Annotated in this window: 7 protein-coding genes, 1 tRNA gene, 1 rRNA gene and 1 pseudogene (1 of these 10 cut by a window edge); 2 read left to right on the forward strand and 8 right to left on the reverse strand. The window is 66.8% G+C overall.

Annotated features, from left to right (window positions below; genetic code table 11):
* Nucleotides 1-176 precede the first annotated feature (176 nt).
* The 3 genes from ABMY26_RS04335 to ABMY26_RS04345 form a co-directional block, all read right to left on the reverse strand.
* The gene (locus ABMY26_RS04335; RefSeq protein WP_372394271.1) at nt 177-1,079 is read right to left on the reverse strand and encodes a 2OG-Fe(II) oxygenase; all 903 of its coding nucleotides are present in this window, start codon (nt 1,077-1,079) and stop codon (nt 177-179) included.
* A 196-nt stretch (nt 1,080-1,275) separates the two neighbouring features.
* The gene (locus ABMY26_RS04340; RefSeq protein WP_372394272.1) at nt 1,276-12,756 is read right to left on the reverse strand and encodes an FG-GAP-like repeat-containing protein; all 11,481 of its coding nucleotides are present in this window, start codon (nt 12,754-12,756) and stop codon (nt 1,276-1,278) included.
* A gap of 68 nt (nt 12,757-12,824) precedes the next feature.
* Entirely contained in the window at nt 12,825-13,877 is a 1,053-nt protein-coding gene (locus tag ABMY26_RS04345) for a TIGR03032 family protein (protein ID WP_372394273.1), read from the reverse strand.
* Between the two features lie 317 nt (nt 13,878-14,194).
* On the opposite strand from ABMY26_RS04345, the gene ABMY26_RS04350 reads away from it, so the two are divergent.
* Together ABMY26_RS04350 and ABMY26_RS04355 are read left to right on the forward strand one after the other, a co-directional pair.
* Complete coding sequence (locus ABMY26_RS04350; protein ID WP_372394274.1) at nt 14,195-15,985, forward strand: tetratricopeptide repeat protein; 1,791 nt, start codon at nt 14,195-14,197, stop codon at nt 15,983-15,985.
* 116 nt (nt 15,986-16,101) lie between these two features.
* Nucleotides 16,102-16,224 (forward strand): annotated as a pseudogene (locus ABMY26_RS04355) (integrase core domain-containing protein); the annotation flags it as partial.
* A 105-nt stretch (nt 16,225-16,329) separates the two neighbouring features.
* Here the strand turns inward: ABMY26_RS04355 and ABMY26_RS04360 are convergent.
* The 5 genes from ABMY26_RS04360 to rrf all read right to left on the reverse strand — a co-directional run.
* Complete coding sequence (locus ABMY26_RS04360; RefSeq protein WP_372394275.1) at nt 16,330-17,904, reverse strand: IS66 family transposase; 1,575 nt, start codon at nt 17,902-17,904, stop codon at nt 16,330-16,332.
* A gap of 70 nt (nt 17,905-17,974) precedes the next feature.
* Nucleotides 17,975-18,328, reverse strand: a complete 354-nt coding sequence (tnpB, locus tag ABMY26_RS04365; RefSeq protein ID WP_372393875.1) for an IS66 family insertion sequence element accessory protein TnpB — start codon at nt 18,326-18,328, stop codon at nt 17,975-17,977.
* Nucleotides 18,325-18,678: a transposase gene (locus ABMY26_RS04370; RefSeq protein ID WP_372394276.1), complete on the reverse strand. Its 354-nt coding sequence runs from the start codon at nt 18,676-18,678 to the stop codon at nt 18,325-18,327. Before ABMY26_RS04370 ends, tnpB begins: the two co-directional genes overlap by 4 nt.
* Nucleotides 18,679-18,889: 211 nt before the next feature.
* Nucleotides 18,890-18,966 (reverse strand) — tRNA-Met (locus ABMY26_RS04375).
* Between the two features lie 76 nt (nt 18,967-19,042).
* Nucleotides 19,043-19,146, reverse strand: a 5S ribosomal RNA gene (gene rrf / locus ABMY26_RS04380); it runs 12 nt beyond the window's last position.

Below are 19,146 nucleotides of genomic sequence, written 5' to 3' on the forward strand. Positions count from 1 at the left end.
GCGAGGGCGGCTTTGGTTTGATGCGGGTTTCGCCAACCCGGCCGCCGCCGTGATCGACAGCCAGAATGTTCGCGCGGCGGAAAGGGGAGCAGCGGCGGCCCATGTGGCAGAGACGGGGACGTGGCGATTGGAGATTGCCGGGCACTTCGATCGGGCCAGAGGCTTTGTCCTGCTCCCTAAGCGATGGTAGTCGAGCGAACGCTCCGATGGCTCTCCACGATGCCGCCGGTTGGTCCGTCTTTACGAACCTCCTGGAACGACTCCTCGTCAGGGGCCGCATCCTCCAGCACGCCGGGCGGCGACAGTTCATCATCCCCCTCAACCGGGATGGCTTCCAACGGCAATGGCGTGCCATCCGGACGCCGCCAGTCCGACAGGCTGGCGACCCGTTCGAAGACCTCGCCGGCCTCGAAGGCGTCTTCATCCGGCTCGTCCCAACGCCCCCGGTAAGTGCCGGCGTATTCGGCGGCTCCATGCTCGTCGATGGACTGCAGCGCCAGATGCAGGTCGCAGCCGGCCACGGCGGCGTCAGCCCCCTTCAGCGCCGCAAAGCCCAGTTCGGCCTGGGTGTAGGCATGCTCCAACGGGTAGACCAGCTTGCGGGGCGTACCTTCGCCGGTTGCCCAGCCTTCGAACAAGCTGGCGACACGACCCGTCTCCGGCGCATAGTCGGGCGGCCGCGGTGGACAGCCCGATCCGGAGCGGACGAGATTGTAGATCAGGACCAGACGATGGCCGGCGGTCACCGGCCGCACCTCGTGCAGGCAGTCGGCGTAGAAGGCGGCGAAGGCCACCTCCGCCGGGTCGCCGGGGCACAGGTCGAGCCGAACCGGGCGGCCCTTGTGCGTGACCGCCAGTTCGCCCCCGGACGACAGGGAGGGCATCGCGATCACCAGAGTGGCGAACATGCCCGCCATCTTCTCGGTGTCGCGGTGACCGGCGAAGAAGTCGCCCTCGGCATAGACCGGCAGCTTGTAGAGGTTGGCCAAGACGGGCCACGCCACCCCCAGCCCCTCCGATGCACGCTTGCCGCGCAGGGTGCTTGGGACGGAACGGCGGCTCCAGTCGAGGGGCCCCATGGCGCCCACCCCTTTCCACCCGACAGACTCTAGGCTTTTGATTTTTCGTGCGATCACGCTTCAGACGTTTCCGTCCGAACCGATCGCACTCCAGCCCCGCCCGGTCCCGCGGCCGTAGCAGATAAACTGCCGGCGGGGGAAGGAGGAACACCCGCCTTCCCCAAGCGCAGCTGGAATGCCAGTCCCGCCCCCGACATCACCCCAGGTTGATGTCGGAGAGCGAGAGCACCGTGCCATTGTAGACGCCGAGCAGACGAACCTCGGTGGCAGCCACCTGGCCGTCGCCGTTGGTGTCGACCACCTGATACAGGGCGGAGCTGGCGCCGTTGTTGGCCAGAACCAGCGTGCCCGCGCCGGCCGACGAGTTCGTCAGCGTTCCGATCGCCGTCCGGAAGTTGGCGAGGTTCGTATCCGTCAGGCTGCCGCTAACCACCGAGGACAGGCTGACCAGTTCGCTGGTCATGCTCACCCCGTTGGTCGCCGCGGTCGCCGTGGCCAGGGCCGCGTCGCCGTTCTTGTCCGCAGTGGTGCGGGCCGTACCGGTCAGCTGCACCTTGTCGGTGCCCGACTGGAAGTTCGACACCGAGATGAAGCCGGTGTTCGCGCCCATCGCGGCGATGTCGCCGAAGGACGAGTATACCACCGTATCGGTGCCGCCACCGGATCCCGCATTGCCCGACGCCAGGCTGATGCTGTCGCCGGCACCGCCCTGGAAGCGGATCGACCCGCCGGTCACCGAGATCGCATCGGTGCCCAGGCCGCCGATCAGCGTCTCGATGCCCGAGACAGACATGGTCACGCCGGTGTCGCCGGTGGTGATCACGTCGTTGCCCGTGCCGCCGGTCAGCGTCTCGATGCCGCGCAGCAGGACCGTCGAACCGCCGTCGCCGAGGCTGACCACATCCGTGGCCGCGCCGCCGACGATGATTTCAATGCGGCTCTCGGCCCGCATGGTGACGCCGGTGTCGCCAAGGATCGCCAAATCGCTGCCCGCACCGCCGATCATGGTGTCGATGCCGCGGGTGATGACGGTGTTGCCCGACGCCCCCAGGGTCACGACGTCCGAACCGGCACCGCCGACAAGGAACTCGACGCCAGAAACGGTCATCGTCGCGCCGGCAGGGCCGGTGAAGACGATGTCGGTGCCGGCACCGCCGGTCAGGGTGTCGATGCCCGACGCCATGATCGTGTTCGGCGTGTCGCCGAGCGTGATCACGTCGGTGCCGGTGCCACCGGTCAGCGTCTCGATGCCGCGCAGCAGCACCGTCGAGCCGCCGTCGCCGAAGCTGACCATATCCGTGGCCGCACCGCCGACGATGATCTCGATCCCGCTTTCCGCCCGCATGGTGACACCGGTGTCGCCCAGGATCACCAGATCGTTGCCCGCCCCGCCCGACAGGGTCTCGATGCCGCGGACGGTGGCGGTGGACCCGCCCGCCCCCAGGGTCACGACGTCCGAACCGGCACCGCCGATCAGGAACTCGACGCCAGAAACGGTCATCGTCACGCCGGTGGAACCGGTGAAGACGATGTCGGTCCCGGCACCGCCGGTCAGGGTGTCGATGCCGGTCACGGTGATCGTGTTCGGCGTGTCGCCGAGCGTGATCACGTCGGTGCCGGTGCCACCGGCCAGCGTCTCGATCGCACGGGTCAGCAGGGTGGCGCCCGACGCGCCGATGCTCACCACGTCGGTAGCGGTGCCGCCGACCAGGATCTCGATGCCGGTGCCGAGCGTCATCCTGTTGCCGGTGTCCCCCAGGAACACGATGTCGGTGCCCGCACCGCCGATCAGCGTCTCGATACCGCGGATGGTGGTGGTGTTGCCGGCCGAACCCAGGGTCAGGACGTCGGTGCCGGAGTTGCCGATAACGAAGTCCGCACCCGAGACGGTCAGGGACGCACCCGCCGAACCGGTGAAGATGACCTCCAGCCCCGTGCCGCCGATCAGCGTCTCGATGCCGAGGACCAGCAGCGTGCCGCCCGACGTGCCGAGAGTGACGACGTCGGTGCCCGTGCCGCCGACCAGGGTCTCGACCCCCGTCACCAGCAGCGTGTTGCCGTCCGTGCCGAGGACGATGAGGTCATTGCCGAAGCCGCCGATGATCGTCTCGAACAGCGAAACGGTTGCCGTGTTGCCGGTATCGCCGAGCGTCAGCACGTCGACACCGCCATTGCCGACCAGGGTCTCGATGCCGCGCAGCAGGATGGTGTTGCCCGAAGAACCCAACGTCACGACATCCGTGCCGGTGCCGCCGATCAGGATATCGATGCCCGACGCCAGAATCGTCGATCCGCCCGAACCGAGGAATATGAGTTCGGATGCTGTGCCGCCCAGCAGGGTTTCAAGGGCGTTCGCCAACAGCGTCACCCCCAGGGTGCCGACGGCGACCACGTCGCTGCCTGCCCCACCGGTCAGCGTTTCGAGGAGCGACACCGTCAGTGTGTTGCCGCCGGACCCCAATGCGACGATGTCCAGACCGGTGCCGCCGGTCAGCGTCTCGACCGCGCTCACCAGCATGGTGGAACCGGTGTCGCCGATGGTGACGGCATCGCTGCCGGCCCCGCCGGTCAGCGTTTCGATAGCGCGTAGCAGCAGCGTGTTGCCGCCCGAACCCAGCGTGACGACATCCCGACCGTTGCCGCCGACCAGAATATCGAGAGCCGACGCCAGCAGCGTGCTGCCGGCACCACCGAGGAAGACAAGATCCAGGCCTTCACTGCCGACGATGGTTTCGAGCGCATTCGCCTGTAGCGTGATACCGCCCGACCCCACGGCGATGACGTCGGATGCCGTACCGCCGGTGATGGTTTCGACGGCCGACACCGTCAGCGTCGTGCCGGCGGTGCCCAGCGTCACAACGTCCAGGCCGCTGCCGCCGATCAGCGTCTCCACCGCGACCGTCGCCAGCGTGTTGCCGCCGGACCCCAGCGTCACAACGTCCAGCCCGGTCCCGCCGACCAGCGTCTCCAGCAGCGACGCCAGCAGCGTGTTGCCGCTGTCGCCGAGCAGAATGACGTCGACACCCGTGCCGCCGACGATGGTTTCGAACAACGACACCGTCGCCGTGTTGCCGGTGTCGCCCAGCGTCAGCACGTCGATCCCGCTATTGCCCGTCAGCGTCTCGATGCCGCGCAGCAGCACCGTGTTGCCCCCGACCCCGCCCAGCGTCACCGCGTCGGTGCCGGCCCCGCCGACCAGGATCTCGAGCCCCGACACCAGCAGCGTGTTGCCGACCGAGCCGAGATAGACCACGTCGGTGCCGCTGGAGCCGATCAGCGTCTCCAGACCGGACACCAGCAGCGTGTTGCCGATGGTCCCCGCCACCCGGTTCATGTCCGCTGCCGTGTCGAAGCGGGCGGTCGCCAGCGTCACGATGTCCAGCCCGGCACCGCCGGTCAGCGTCTCCAACTGCGACACCAGCAGCGTGTTGCCGCCGGTGCCAAGCGTCACGATGTCGAGCGCCGTCCCGCCGACCAGCGTCTCCAGGTTCGAAACCGTCATGGTCGAGGCGCGGTTGCCGATGGTGATGGCATCCACGCCCGTTCCGCCGGCCAGAGTCTCCAGCATGCGCAGCAGCGTGGTGTTGCCGCCGTCGCTCAGCGTGACGAGGTCGGAGCCGGAACTGCCGACCAGAACCTCCAGCCCGGCGATCAGCAGGGTCGAGCCGCCGCCCAGGTCGCCGACCACCACCACGTCGCTGCCGGAGCTGCCGATCAGCGTCTCCAGCAGATTGGCCACGAAGGTGCCGCCGCTCTCCGACAGCTGGACCACGTCGCGCCCGCTGTTGCCGGTGACGGACTCGATGCCGACGATCCGCACCGTCGTGCCGGCGGTGCCCAGCGTCACAACGTCCAGGCCGCTGCCGCCGATCAGCGTCTCCACCGCGACCGTCGCCAGCGTGTTGCCGCCGGACCCCAGCGTCACCACGTCCAGCCCGGTCCCGCCGACCAGCGTCTCCAGCAGCGACGCCAACAGCGTGTTGCCGCTGTCGCCGAGCAGAATGACGTCGACACCCGTGCCGCCGACGATGGTTTCGAACAACGACACCGTCGCCGTGTTGCCGGTGTCGCCCAGCGTCAGCACGTCGATCCCGCTATTGCCCGTCAGCGTCTCGATGCCGCGCAGCAGCACCGTGTTGCCCCCGACCCCGCCCAGCGTCACCGCGTCGGTGCCGGCCCCGCCGACCAGGATCTCGAGCCCCGACACCAGCAGCGTGTTGCCGACCGAGCCGAGATAGACCACGTCGGTGCCGCTGGAGCCGATCAGCGTCTCCAGACCGGACACCAGCAGCGTGTTGCCGATGGTCCCCGCCACCCGGTTCATGTCCGCTGCCGTGTCGAAGCGGGCGGTCGCCAGCGTCACGATGTCCAGCCCGGCACCGCCGGTCAGCGTCTCCAACTGCGACACCAGCAGCGTGTTGCCGCCGGTGCCAAGCGTCACGATGTCGAGCGCCGTCCCGCCGACCAGCGTCTCCAGGTTCGAAACCGTCATGGTCGAGGCGCGGTTGCCGATGGTGATGGCATCCACGCCCGTTCCGCCGGCCAGAGTCTCCAGCATGCGCAGCAGCGTGGTGTTGCCGCCGTCGCTCAGCGTGACGAGGTCGGAGCCGGAACTGCCGACCAGAACCTCCAGCCCGGCGATCAGCAGGGTCGAGCCGCCGCCCAGGTCGCCGACCACCACCACGTCGCTGCCGGAGCTGCCGATCAGCGTCTCCAGCAGATTGGCCACGAAGGTGCCGCCGCTCTCCGACAGCTGGACCACGTCGCGCCCGCTGTTGCCGGTGACGGACTCGATGCCGACGATCCGCACCGTCGTGCCGGCGGTGCCCAGCGTCACAACGTCCAGGCCGCTGCCGCCGATCAGCGTCTCCACCGCGACCGTCGCCAGCGTGTTGCCGCCGGACCCCAGCGTCACCACGTCCAGCCCGGTCCCGCCGACCAGCGTCTCCAGCAGCGACGCCAACAGCGTGTTGCCGCTGTCGCCGAGCAGAATGACGTCGACACCCGTGCCGCCGACGATGGTTTCGAACAGCGACACCGTCGCCGTGTTGCCGGTGTCGCCCAGCGTCAGCACGTCGATCCCGCTATTGCCCGTCAGCGTCTCGATGCCGCGCAGCAGCACCGTGTTGCCCCCGACCCCGCCCAGCGTCACCGCGTCGTTGCCGGCCCCGCCGACCAGGATCTCGAGCCCCGACACCAGCAGCGTGTTGCCGACCGAGCCGAGATAGACCACGTCGGTGCCGCTGGAGCCGATCAGCGTCTCCAGACCGGACACCAGCAGCGTGTTGCCGATGGTCCCCGCCACCCGGTTCATGTCCGCTGCCGTGTCGAAGCGGGCGGTCGCCAGCGTCACGATGTCCAGCCCGGCACCGCCGGTCAGCGTCTCCAGCTGCGACACCAGCAGCGTGTTGCCGCCGGTGCCAAGCGTCACGATGTCGAGCGCCGTCCCGCCGACCAGCGTCTCCAGGTTCGAAACCGTCATGGTCGAGGCGCGGTTGCCGATGGTGATGGCATCCACGCCCGTTCCGCCGGTCAGAGTCTCCAGCATGCGCAGCAGCGTGGTGTTGCCGCCGTCGCTCAGCGTGACGAGGTCGGAGCCGGAACTGCCGACCAGAACCTCCAGCCCGGCAATCAGCAGGGTCGAGCCGCCGCCCAGGTCGCCGACCACCACCACGTCGCTGCCGGAGCTGCCGATCAGCGTCTCCAGCAGATTGGCCACGAAGGTGCCGCCGCTCTCCGACAGCTGGACCACGTCGCGCCCGCTGTTGCCGGTGACGGACTCGATGCCGACGATCCGCACCGTCGTGCCGGCGGTGCCCAGCGTCACAACGTCCAGGCCGCTGCCGCCGATCAGCGTCTCCACCGCGACCGTCGCCAGCGTGTTGCCGCCGGACCCCAGCGTCACAACGTCCAGCCCGGTCCCGCCGACCAGCGTCTCCAGCAGCGACGCCAACAGCGTGTTGCCGCTGTCGCCGAGCAGAATGGCGTCGACACCCGTGCCGCCGGCGACCGTCTCGAACAACGACACCGTCGCCGTGTTGCCGGTGTCGCCCAGCGTCAGCACGTCGATCCCGCTATTGCCCGTCAGCGTCTCGATGCCGCGCAGCAGCACCGTGTTGCCGGCCGAACCGACGGTGACCACGTCGGTGCCGACGCCGCCGATCAGGATCTCGATGCCCGATACAGCGACGGTCGAACCGCTCGAACCGAGGAAGAGCAATTCGGAGCCGGTTCCACCGGTGATCGTCTCCAGCAGATTGGCAAGCAGCGTGCTGCCGGCGGACCCGAGAGTCACGACATCGGTGCCCGCTCCGCCGGTGATCGTCTCCAGGCCGGAGATCTGCAGGCTGTTGCCGGCGGTGCCCAGCGTGACGATGTCGGTGCCGAGGCCGCCGCCGATCGTATCGATGCCCGAAACGGACAGGGTGTTGCCGGCGGACCCGAGAGTCACGACGTCGGTGCCGAGGCCACCGCTCAGGGTCTCGATTGCGGTTGCGAACAGGGTGCTGCCTGCCGTACCCAGCAAAACCGCATCGACCGACGCGCCGCCGACGACCGTTTCAAGAGCCGACACCAGCATTGTGTTGCCGGAATCGGCCAGCGTGACGATGTCGGTGCCGCTGCCGCCGGCCAACGTCTCGATACCGAGCAGCCGCAAAGCGTTTCCGGCCGAGCCCAGGGTAATGATGTCGGTTCCCGACCCGCCGGCCAGGCTTTCGATGCCCGAGAGGGAGAGTGTGGCCCCGGACGTGCCGAGGACGACCAGGTCGGACCCTGCGCCACCGAAGATTGTCTCGATCGGATCGGCCAGGATCGTATTGCCGCCGGCCCCCAATGTGATGACATCGGTGCCGGCCGCCCCAGCCAATGTTTCGATGCCATTGACCAGCAGGGTCGTTCCGGCGGTCCCCAGGGTGACGATGTCGGTTCCGCTGCCGCCAGTCAAAGTCTCCAGCAGGCCGACGAGCAGGGTGCCGCCCGCGCCGCCAAGGGTGATGACGTCGGTGCCGGCCCCGCCGACGATCGTTTCGAACAGTGAGGCCAGCAGCGTGGTGCCGCTCGTGCCGATGGTCACCGCATCGCTGCCGTTCGACCCGGTCAGTGTCTCAAGGAGTTCGACGAGAACCGTACTGCCGCCGGTCGCAAGCGTGATCACATCGGATGTCGACGATCCGATGATGGTTCTGTACTGGCTGGAGGCGGACAAGGTGCTGCCACCGGCGTCCAGGAAGAGAATGTCGCCGCCGAAAATACCGACCAGGGTATCCAGCCCGTTGAGATAAAGGGTCTGCCCCGGCCCGATGACGGTTTCGATATTGACGACATGAATGGTCGCCCCGCTGCTGCCGATCACGACGATATCGGTGCCGGAGCCGCCGATGAGCGTTTCGACGCCGGTCGTCAGCAGGGTGTTCCCGGCGGTGCCCAGCGTCACCACATCCGTGCCGGCACCACCGATAAGCGTTTCGATACCGGCCGTCAGCAGGGTGTTCCCGGCGGTGCCCAGCGTCACGACGTCCGTGCCAACACCGCCGGTCAGAGTTTCCAAGCCCTGCGCTGTCATCGTCATGCCGGCGGTGCCAAGCATCACGATGTCGGTGCCCGAGCCACCGATAAGCGTTTCGATGGCGTCCGCCAGCAGGGTGTTCCCGGCGGTGCCCAGCGTCACGACGTCCGTGCCGACACCGCCGGTCAGAGTTTCCAAGCCCTGCGCAGTCATCGTCATGCCGGCGGTGCCGAGCATCACGATGTCGGTGCCCGAACCACCGATAAGCGTTTCGATGGCGTCCGCCAGCAGGGTGTTCCCGGCGGTGCCCAGCGTCACGACGTCCGTGCCGGTCCCACCGGTCAGCGTTTCCAAGCCCTGCGCAGTCATCGTCATGCCGGCGGTGCCGAGCATCACGATGTCGGTGCCCGAACCACCGATAAGCGTTTCGATGGCGTCCGCCAGCAAGGTGTTGCCGGCCGACCCGAGAGTCACGACGTCGATGCCACTGGCACCGATGATGCTTTCCACGGCGGTAACCAGCATCGTGTTGCCGGAGGTACCGAATCTTACGACATCGGTGCTGGCGCTCCCCGTCAAGGTCTCGATGCCGGAACTGCTGAACGTATTGCCGCCGCTGCCGAGTGTCACGGCATCGGTGCCGCTACCGCCGGTCAGGGTTTCGATGAGCGAAACCAGAAGCGTGTTGCCGCTGCTGCCGAGTGTCACGGCATCGGTGCCGGTGCCGCCGGTCAGGGTCTCGACGAGCGAAACCAGAAGCGTGTTGCCGCTGGTTTCAAGCAGGATGACGTCGGTGCCGCTGCCTCCGAGAATGGTTTCCAACCGTGAAACCAGCATCGTGCCGCCGAGAGTACCGAGCGTCACGACATCGGTGCCGGCCCCGCCGGTCAGGGTCTCGATTGCGGTGACCGCAAGAGTGTTGCCGCCAGTGCCGAGCGTCACGACATCGGTGCCGGCCCCACCCGTCAGGGTCTCGGTTGCGGTGACCGCAAGAGTGTTGCCCGCAGTGCCGAGTGTCACGATATCGGTGCCGGCCCCACCCGTCAGGGTCTCGATTGCGGTGACCGCAAGAGTGTTGCCCGCAGTGCCCAGCGTCACCACGTCGGTGCCGTTGCCACCCGTCACCGTTTCGATAGCCGAGACCAGCAGCGTGCTGCCGGCGGTGCCCAGCGTCACGGCGTCGGTGCCGGCGCCACCGATGAGCGTCTCGATATCGACCGCCAGCACGGTGTTTCCGGCAGCCCCCAGCGTCACGGCATCGGTGCCGGCTCCGCCCGTCAGGGTTTCCAGCCCCTGTACACTCAGGGTCGAGCCGGCGGTTCCCAGGGCAATGATGTCGGTGCCGTTGCCACCCGTCAGCGTTTCGATAGCCGAGACCAGCAGCGTGCTGCCCGCAGTGCCCAGCGTCACGACATCGGTGCCGGCCCCGCCGGTCAGGGTCTCGATGTCCGTGACCGCGAGAGTGTTGCCCGCGGTGCCCAGCGTCATGACATCGGTGCCGGCCCCGCCGGTCAAGGTCTCAAGCCCCTGTACACTCAGGGTCGAGCCGGCGGTTCCCAGGACGATGACGTCGGTGCCGCTGTCTCCCGTCAGCGTTTCGATGTCGAACACCAGCAGTGTGCTGCCGGCGGATCCGAGTGTCACGACATCGGTGCCGGCCTCGCCGGTCAGGGTTTCGATTGCCATGACCGCAACGGTATTGCCGACGGTGCTCAGCGTTACAACGTCGGTACCGGTGCCGCCAGTCAGCGTTTCTATGAGCGAAACCCGAATCGTGTCGCCGGCGGTACCAAGGATGACGACATCGACGCCGCTCCCGCCGGTCAGGGTTTCGATTGCCGTGATCGCAAGAGTATTCCCGGTGGCGCCGAACGTTACGACGTCGGTGCCGATCCCACCTGCCAGCGTTTCCAGAGCGGAGACCAGCATCGTGCTGCCGCCGGTGCCCAGCGTCACCACATCGGTGCCGGTACCGCCGGTCAGCGTCTCGATGGCCGAGATCACCATTGTTTCGCCAGAAGTACTCAGCCTCACAACGTCGATGCCGGTGCCGCCGGTCAGCGTCTCGACGTTTTGCAGCATCACCGTTATGCCGGCGGATGTCGCCGCCACGATATCGGTACCGCTGCCACCTATCAGCGTTTCGATGCGATAAACCTGCATCGTGCTGCCGGCGGTGCCGAGGATGATGACATCCAAGCCGGCACCGCCGTTCAACGTCTCGATGTCGGACACCAGTATCGTGCTGCCGCCGGAGCCCAGCGTCACCACGTCGGTACCGGCACCGCCGGTCAGGGTTTCCACCAGCCTCACCGTCATGGTACTGCCGAGCGTACCGACGGTAACGACATCGGTGCCGACGCCGCCGATGAACGTCTCGATTCTGGATACCAGCAGAGTGTTTCCTGCCGTGCCGAGCGTCACGAAATCGTTACCGGCGCCGCCGGTCAACGTCTCGGCGACCGAGATCTGCACAGAGTTGCCACCGGTGCCGAGTGTCACCACGTCGGTGCCGACGCCGCCGGTCAGGGTCTCCAGCAGCCTCACGAGCAGCGTGCTGCCGCCGGTGCCGAGCGTCACGACGTCGGTGCCGTTGCCACCCGTCAGCGTCTCGATGTCGGATACCAATGTCGTGTTGCCGCCAGAGGCGAACGTCACGACATCGGTGCCGGCACCGCCGGTCAGGGTCTCCAGCAGCCTCACCGTCATGGTGCTGCCGAGCGTACCGATGGTGACGACATCGGTGCCGACACCGCCGGTCAGGACTTCCAGCCGGGAAACCAGCATGGTCGCGCCGGTGGTCCTGATGGTCACGGAGTCGTTGCCGACGCCGCCGGTCAGCGTCTCCAAATCCGACACCGTCGTGGTGATACCGGCCGATCCCAGGGTGATCACGTCGGTGCCGCTGTTGCCGATGACCGATTCAACGGCATAGACCGTTATCGTATTGCCGGCATCATCTAGGGTAATGGCATCGACACCGGTAGATCCGAATAGGGTTTCCACCCTGGACACCAACATGGTGCTTCCAGACAAAGCCACCGTGATGGTGTCAGTCCCAATTCCGCCAATCAGCGTCTCCAGTCCACTGACTCTTATCGTGTTGCCGGCGGTACCGAATGTCACGACATCGGTGCCGACCCCACCGGTCAGCGTTTCAAGACCCGATACCAGAATCGTGTTGCCGGCGGTACCAAGCGTGACCACGTCGGTGCCGACCCCACCGGTCAGCGTTTCGACGCCGGCTACGCCGAAGGTCGCGCCGATGTTGCCCAGCGTGATGACATCGGTGCCGGCGCCGCCCGTCAGCGTGTTGATCTGCGACAGCGTCAGCGTATTGCCTGAATCGGCCAGCGTCCTGACGACCGGCGCGATGTTCCTCAGATACAACAGGGTGCCGTTGGACTCGCCATAGATCGCGTCGAGGTCGCCGTCGCCGTCGAGGTCGGCCAGGGCCGGCATCGGATAGGCTCCGGTGACGAGACCGTAGACAGCCGTCCCGACGAGCGAGAAGGTGGGGGAGGATGTCGTCCCGATGTTGATGGAAACGACATCCTTGTTCACGAGGTCGAGATCGCCGTCACCGTCGAGGTCGACGAGGACCGGTCCATTGAAACTGTCGCCCGCCGTCATGCCGAAGAGGTTCGTTCCCTCCAGTGAAAAGGTCGGCGACGATGACGTTCCGTTGTTGCGGTAGAGAAGGATGCCGTTGGAATTGTCCCCCATCAGCAGATCGGCGTCGCCGTCACCGTCCAGATCGGCGAAGGTCGGAGCCAGGTAGCTGCCGGTGACGATGCCGAAGAGGTTGGTTCCCTCCAACGAGAAGTTTGGAGACGATGACGTCCCGCCGTTGCGGTAGAACTGCGTGCCGCCGGTGTTGCTGCCTATGAACAGATCGAGGTCGCCATCGCCATCGATATCGACGAGGCTGGGTCTTGCATAGGTATTGAAACTGGAAAGTCCGAACAGGTTCGTACCCTGCAGGGAATATGTCGGCGCCAGCGTCGTTCCGACATTGGCGAAATACACCGTCTCGCCAAGCTTATTGCCGACCAGCAGGTCCAGATCGCCGTCGCCGTCGAGATCCTTGAGCGTTGGGGCGGAATATCGCCCGACGCCGCTGAGGCCGAGAGAATTGGTGCCGACAAGAGTAAAGGTTGGAGAAGTCACGATCTTTCAGCCCCTCGGATATACCTGTCGACACAAAATCCGCGCATCGGTCGCCATCAGGCGTCCGGTCAATTCAAAATTTCCGTTGGAATGGCCACCGCGTCGGCCAGCGCCCGCGCGTCGAGCAGACCCACCGCTTCCGCCCGGCGCACGCCGGGAAGGATGGCGACGTCGTACAGCTCGTTCACGGTGTGATGGAGCCACAGCATGTGCGCCACGGTTCCGCTGTCGATATCCACCACGGCCAGTCCGCATTGTGCGGAAACCCCCGCCCGTTTCAGCGCCGCCTCAAGCGGCAGCGCACTCAGCGTTCCGTGGTCGCCGCGTGGACGCGACAGCCCGACGACCGCCCATTTGCCATGAAAGGCCAGTCCGCGCGCGAAGCCGGGGCAGAAGCAGATCGGCTCGAAGCGGCCGCTGTCGTCCACCGTTCCAAGTTCGCCGGTGCCGGAATTGAGCAGCCACAGCCGGCCACGGTGCCAGCGGGGGGAATGGGGCATCGACAGGCCGGCGCAGGCGACCTCGCCGGATGGGATATCGATCAGCACGCCGCCGTCGGGCCGGCGCTCCCGCCAGCCTTCGATGACGTCGCAGCGGCCCAATGCCGTCGCGACCTTCGGCTGGCCGTCCTCGCCGAGCGCCATCCCGTTCAGATGGCAGCGGTCCTCGTTGCGCAGGGCGGAAATGAAGGCAGGCTTCCAGACCGGGCGAAATCCCCGGTCGGCGTCGGGAACGGCAAGGCAGCTGAAGCGCGTGTTGACGAAGACCGGAACACCGTCCGGCCCGACCGCGATGTCATGGATGTCGACGTCGCCGGTCATGTAGCCCAGACGCGGCACGTAAAGGCGGTCTGCCCCCGACGGCGTGCGGTCGGATGGTTGCAGCGTGCTGGCGAAGCGCCAGAGGTGGGACTGTCCGCCGACCCACAGCGCGTTTCCGTCGGCACACAGCCCCTGGCAACGCTGCACCATCCGCTCATGCGCCTTCAAACGCCCATCCTCGCCCAGCCCGAGAAAGAACAGCCGGTGTGCCTCGTAGGTCGAAAACACGATGGCGCAGCCGACCGTCTCCAGCCAGTCGGGCAGGTTCGGCGTGCCTTGCAGCATGGGCAGGGCCGGCATGGGCGGAGATCGTTCCTCAGCTGCCATCCGACTGTTCTCTCTCGTCGTCTCCATCATCCTGAATGATTTATTCGCACTCGCCGTAAAATAAAGTTAAATTAATAAGAGAATATGAAATCTCCTTAAGGTTGGAATCGCTTGCGCCTAAAGATAGCAAATACTTGGGAGAATACGGACGGAAGAACGATTTGAGATTGTAATGGTCGGAACGGATCGTGAATTCCGCCCATCCGAATCGGACGGATGCCCAAATCCGCCTATCCATATCTGCAAAGCTGCTCTGCACCGGTCCGGTGCGTTCTGAAGGACAGCCTTTCATGTCCACCCCAACCACCAATTTCACCGACCCGGCGGTCGCCCTCACTTTCCAAGGCGCTGCTGCCCTGACCGACGGAGAGGCTGCGCTTGCCGCTTCCCACTTCACCACGGCTGCCATGCTGGCGCCCCATCGGGCAAGCATCTGGCACAATCTCGGTGAAGCACAGCGTGCGTCGGGCCGGCTTGCCGATGCGGCGCGGGCTTACCATCATGCCTTGCGACTGCGTCCCGCCTATCCGAAAGCTTGGACCGGACTGGCCTCGTTGCTGCTCAAGAGCCGCCGTTTCAAGGCGGCGGCGCGGGCGGCAATGCGGGCACTCGCTCTCGATCCGGGTTTTGCCGAAGCCTGGTCGGTCGCCGGCTCGATCCTGCTGGACCGGCGGGCGATGGAGCGTCTGCCGCTCGTCCTTCGCCGGGCGGTGCGGCTGGCTCCGGACAATCCGCTGCTGTGGCTGGCGCTGGCCGGCGGGCTCGGCGAAACGGCGGACGCGGATCTTCCGCTTGCCCATACGCAGCGCGCGGTTGCGCTGTCGCCCGACCGGCCGGCCGGATACGTGAGCCATGCCGGCTTCCTGATCAGGCTTGGGAGGCTCGACGCCGCGCAATATGTTCATGACCGGCTGCGCCGGCTGACACCTCTGGAGGGTCATGCCGAAGCCGGCGACAGTCTGGTGGCAACCCTGCGCGGCGATTTCGCGACGGCTGCCCTGCTCGCCCGCCGGTCTCTCGTCCTGCAACCGGCTTCTGTGGCGGCCCTGATCAACCTGTCGCTGGCCGAGCATGGCAGCGGTCAGGCGGAACCGGCGCGCCGCGGCAACGAGCGCGCCCTGGCGCTTCATCCCGAAAGCGACGTCGCACGCTTCAACCTGTCCATGGTGCTGCTGGCGGAGGGCGATTTCGCCATGGGTTGGCGCCTTTACGAATCCCGCTGGCGGATGGAACGGGTGGCTTATCCCGCCCATGCGCCACGCTGGACCGGCGGGAACCCGGCGGGACGATCGTTCCTTCTGGTGGCCGAACAGGGTCAGGGGGATACGCTGCACTTCGTCCGTTATGCTCCGATGCTGGCCTCACTCGGCGCCCATGTCCATCTGATGGTGCAGCCGGGATTGGTCCGGCTGCTGTCCGGACTGCCCCGCATCGCCTCCGTCCGGTCGCTCACGGAGCCGCCACCGGCATGCGACGCCTGTATTCCACTGCTCAGCCTTCCATTGGCGTTCGGCACCAGCCTGGCGACCATCCCGGCCTCCGTCCCCTATCTGAGCCCGTCCGAGCGGGATCGCGGTGTCTGGAAACAGAGGCTCGACGGCGAACGCCGCCTGAAGGTCGGTCTGGTCTGGGCCGGTTCGGCGCATGACGATCAGTTCACGGCGCATATGGTCGACCGTCGGCGCAGCCTTCCGCTTGCCGCGCTGGCCCCGCTCGCCGGCATTCCAGGGGTAAGCTTCCACAGCCTGCAAAAAGGCCCGCCGGCGACCGAGGCGCGGCCCCCTGGTCTCGACCTCGTCGATTGGATGGATGCGGTTGAGGATTTCGCCGACACGGCTGCGCTCGTCGCCGAACTCGACCTCGTCATCAGCGTGGATACATCGGTGTGCCATCTGGCCGGTGCGCTGGGCCGGCCGGTCTGGATGCTGTCCCGTCACGATTCCTGCTGGCGCTGGCTGCGCAACCGGTCCGACAGTCCCTGGTATCCGACCATGCGCCTGTTCCGTCAGGACCGGCCGGGTGACTGGGCCCCCGTCATCCGTCGCGTCCGCACCGCCCTGGAGGAGTGGGCTGTCCGGTAGGAAAACCGATCAGCGCACTGCCTCTCCCAAGCTCAGCATCAGGCGGTTGGCCCAGGCAAAGATCGCAAACGCCAGGGTCAGGTCGAGGATTTCGCCATCGTCCAGTCCGGCTCGGCGAAGCCAGAGCCGGGATCGGCCGCTGGATCAATTACTACAACGCAGAACGCCCGCACTCGGCACTCGGCGGCAGGACCCTGGCGGAAGCCTACCAGCGCACACCAAACCAGTTCAGATTGGCGGGGCATAACACGAACCAGAGCCAAGCTTATTCCAACCGCAAATCTGTCCGGGATATGGGCGCCAGTTCACAACGGCCAACGGCACATGAAAAGTAAGCGGTGTTTTCAGGCCACGGCAGTTTCGGCCTGCTGGGCATAGCTCCAGGGCAGCAGTTCATTGAGCCTGGTGATCGGATGCCCGCTGGCGAGTTTGGTCAGGACATCGGCGAACCAGGCCTGCGGATCGACACCGCTGAGCTTGCAGGTTTCCACCAGCGACGCGATGGTCGCCCAGTGCTCGCCGCCACCGTCGCTGCCGGTGAACAGAGCATTCTTACGCGTGAGGCCGAGCGGGCGGATGCTACGCTCCACGCTGTTGCTGTCGATCTCCACCCGGCCGTCGTCGAGGAACAGCGTCAACCCTTCCCAGCGGCTGAGCGCGTAGCGGATCGCCTCGGCCAATGTCGATTTGCGCGACACGGTCGCCAGTTGCTTTTCCAGCCACGTCTTCAGTTCCGCAATCAGCGGCGTCGAGCGGGCCTGGCGCTCCCGGCGGCGCGCTTCGGAGTCATGGCCGCGGATCTCGGCCTCCACTGCGTACAACTGGGCGATGCGCCGCAAGGCTTCGCTGGCGATCGGCGCCGAGCCGCCGGTCTGGAGATCATAGAAGCCACGGCGGACGTGCGCCCAGCAGAAGGCGAGGCGCACGGCTCCGCCCTCGGCCAGCTTGTGATAGCCGGCATAGCCGTCGACCTGGAGCACGCCGGTGAACCCCTGCAGATGCATCACGGGGCGTTCCGCCTTGCGATCGGGAGCATAGACGTAGGCCACCGCCGGCGGCTCCGGTCCGTTCCAGGGGCGATCGTCGCGCGCGTAGGCCCAGAGCTGGCCGGTCTTCGTGCTGCCCCGTCCGGGGTCGAGCACGGGCGCCGTCGTCTCGTCAGCAAACAGCTTGCCCGACGCCTTCAGGCTGGCCAGCAACCGCTCATGCAGGGGCCGCAGGTACCACGCCGCCCGTCCGACCCAGCCGGCCAGGGTGGAGCGGTCGAGATCGACACCCTGGCGCGCGTAGATTTGGGCTTGGCGGTAGAGCGGCAGGTGATCGGCGTACTTGGACACCACCACGTGGGCGATCAGCGCCTCGGTGGGGATGCCGGCGTCCACGATGCGCGCCGGCGCCGCGGCCTGCACGACGCCCTCCTCGCACTGGCGGCAGGCGTATTTCGGCCGACGGGTCACCAGCACCCGGAAGCGGGCCGGGACGAGGTCGAGACGCTGCGAGACATCCTCGCCGATGGGATGCAGCGTGCCGCCGCAACACGGGCAGGTCTTGTCGGCGACATCGATGAGGATCTCCTCGCGCGGCAGATCGGCCGGCAGGTTGCCGCGGTTCACCCGACGCCGTGGCGGCGAAGGGGCCGGCTTGGCCGCCGCGGTGCCGGTGGGCTCGGCCTCCTTGGCGGCCAGCGTCTGCTCCAGGTCCTCCAAGGCCAAGGCCAACTGGTTCGGATCAAGGCGCTCGGCCCGGCGGCCGAAGCGATGGCGCTGCAATTCCCGGATGATCTGGCGTAGCCGGGCGATCTCCTCCTCGGCCGAGGAACGGGCCGCCGTCAACTCCGCGGCATGCCGGACCCGTTCGGTCAGCAGCAGGGCACGCAGTTCGTCAGGATCGCTGGGAAGGGTTTCAGGCGCGGTCGTCACGTCCACCAGTATAGCGGCGGCTTGCGCAGTCCTCGCCTCCGAAGCGGTGGCCGAGTCGCTGTGTCGCAGCTCAGCTGGCGGACGTCGGCCGAGACACCCGCACGCCCCGCACCCGGGTCCAGTCCAGACCCTCGACGAGCGCCGAGAGCTGAGCCGGGGTCAGCCGGATCACGCCGTCGCGGATCGCTGGCCAGCGGAACTGGCCGGCCTCCAATCTCTTCGCGATGAGAACCAATCCGGTGCCGTCCCAGTGCAGGAGTTTCACCCGGTCGGCTCGCTTGGAGCGGAAGACGTAGACGACCCCGCTGAAGGGATCCGCCCCCAGTTGCTGCTGCACCAGAGCGGCCAAACCATCCATACCCTTGCGGAAATCGACCGGCTTGGCGGCGACAAGAACCCGCACCGCGCCCTCGATGCCGATCACCGCGACGCCCTCACCGCGCGCAGCACCGCCTTGACGGTGGCGCTGTCCATGCCGGCCGGCACGCGCACCACCGCATCGCCGATCTGCACTTCGATGGCCGGGAGTTCCTTCGCTGCGGCTGGGGGCGGCGTGGTGTCCAGCACCACCGGCGCAAACACCAACCCCTCTTCCTGGAAGCGGTTGGCGGCACGCGCTTCCCGGCGCCAGCCGAACACCTGCTGGGGGCGCAATCCGTGACGCCGGGCCACTTCGGAGACCACGGCCCCGGGCACCGCCGCCTCCGCCAGGATCCGTTCCTTCTCCTCCGGCGACCAAGTCCGGCGGCCCACATCGCCGGTGATCACCTCCATCCGGCGCACCCGCACGGGCTCAGAGGCAAGCGTAAGGTCGAGCGCAGACACAAACCGATCTCCCATCCATTCGATCCGGGAGACTCGCTCCGCCCTGTTTCCGCTGAAAGCTGGGGCCAGAACACCGCTTACAGCTTCGCCGCGAACAGGAAGAAGCCCGGCCTCCGTGGGGAGACCGGGCTTATCTGCGATCCATGATCGCAAGCATCGGTGGTTGCGGGGGCAGGATTTGAACCTGCGGCCTTCAGGTTATGAGCCTGACGAGCTACCGGGCTGCTCCACCCCGCGGATGTCCTGTCGATTGGGGTGGATTTTGTGAAGAGCGATTGCGGAGCGCTGGATTGGCGTCTCCTGTGCCTGAGCGACCTGGCGGCGACCTACTCTCCCACGTCTTAAGACGCAGTACCATCGGCGCAGAGGCTTTTCACGGCCGAGTTCGGGATGGGATCGGGTGTTTGACACCTCGCC

This window comes from Azospirillum sp. HJ39 (genome assembly GCF_041507355.1).
GTDB classification, from domain to species: Bacteria; Pseudomonadota; Alphaproteobacteria; order Azospirillales; family Azospirillaceae; genus Azospirillum; species Azospirillum thiophilum.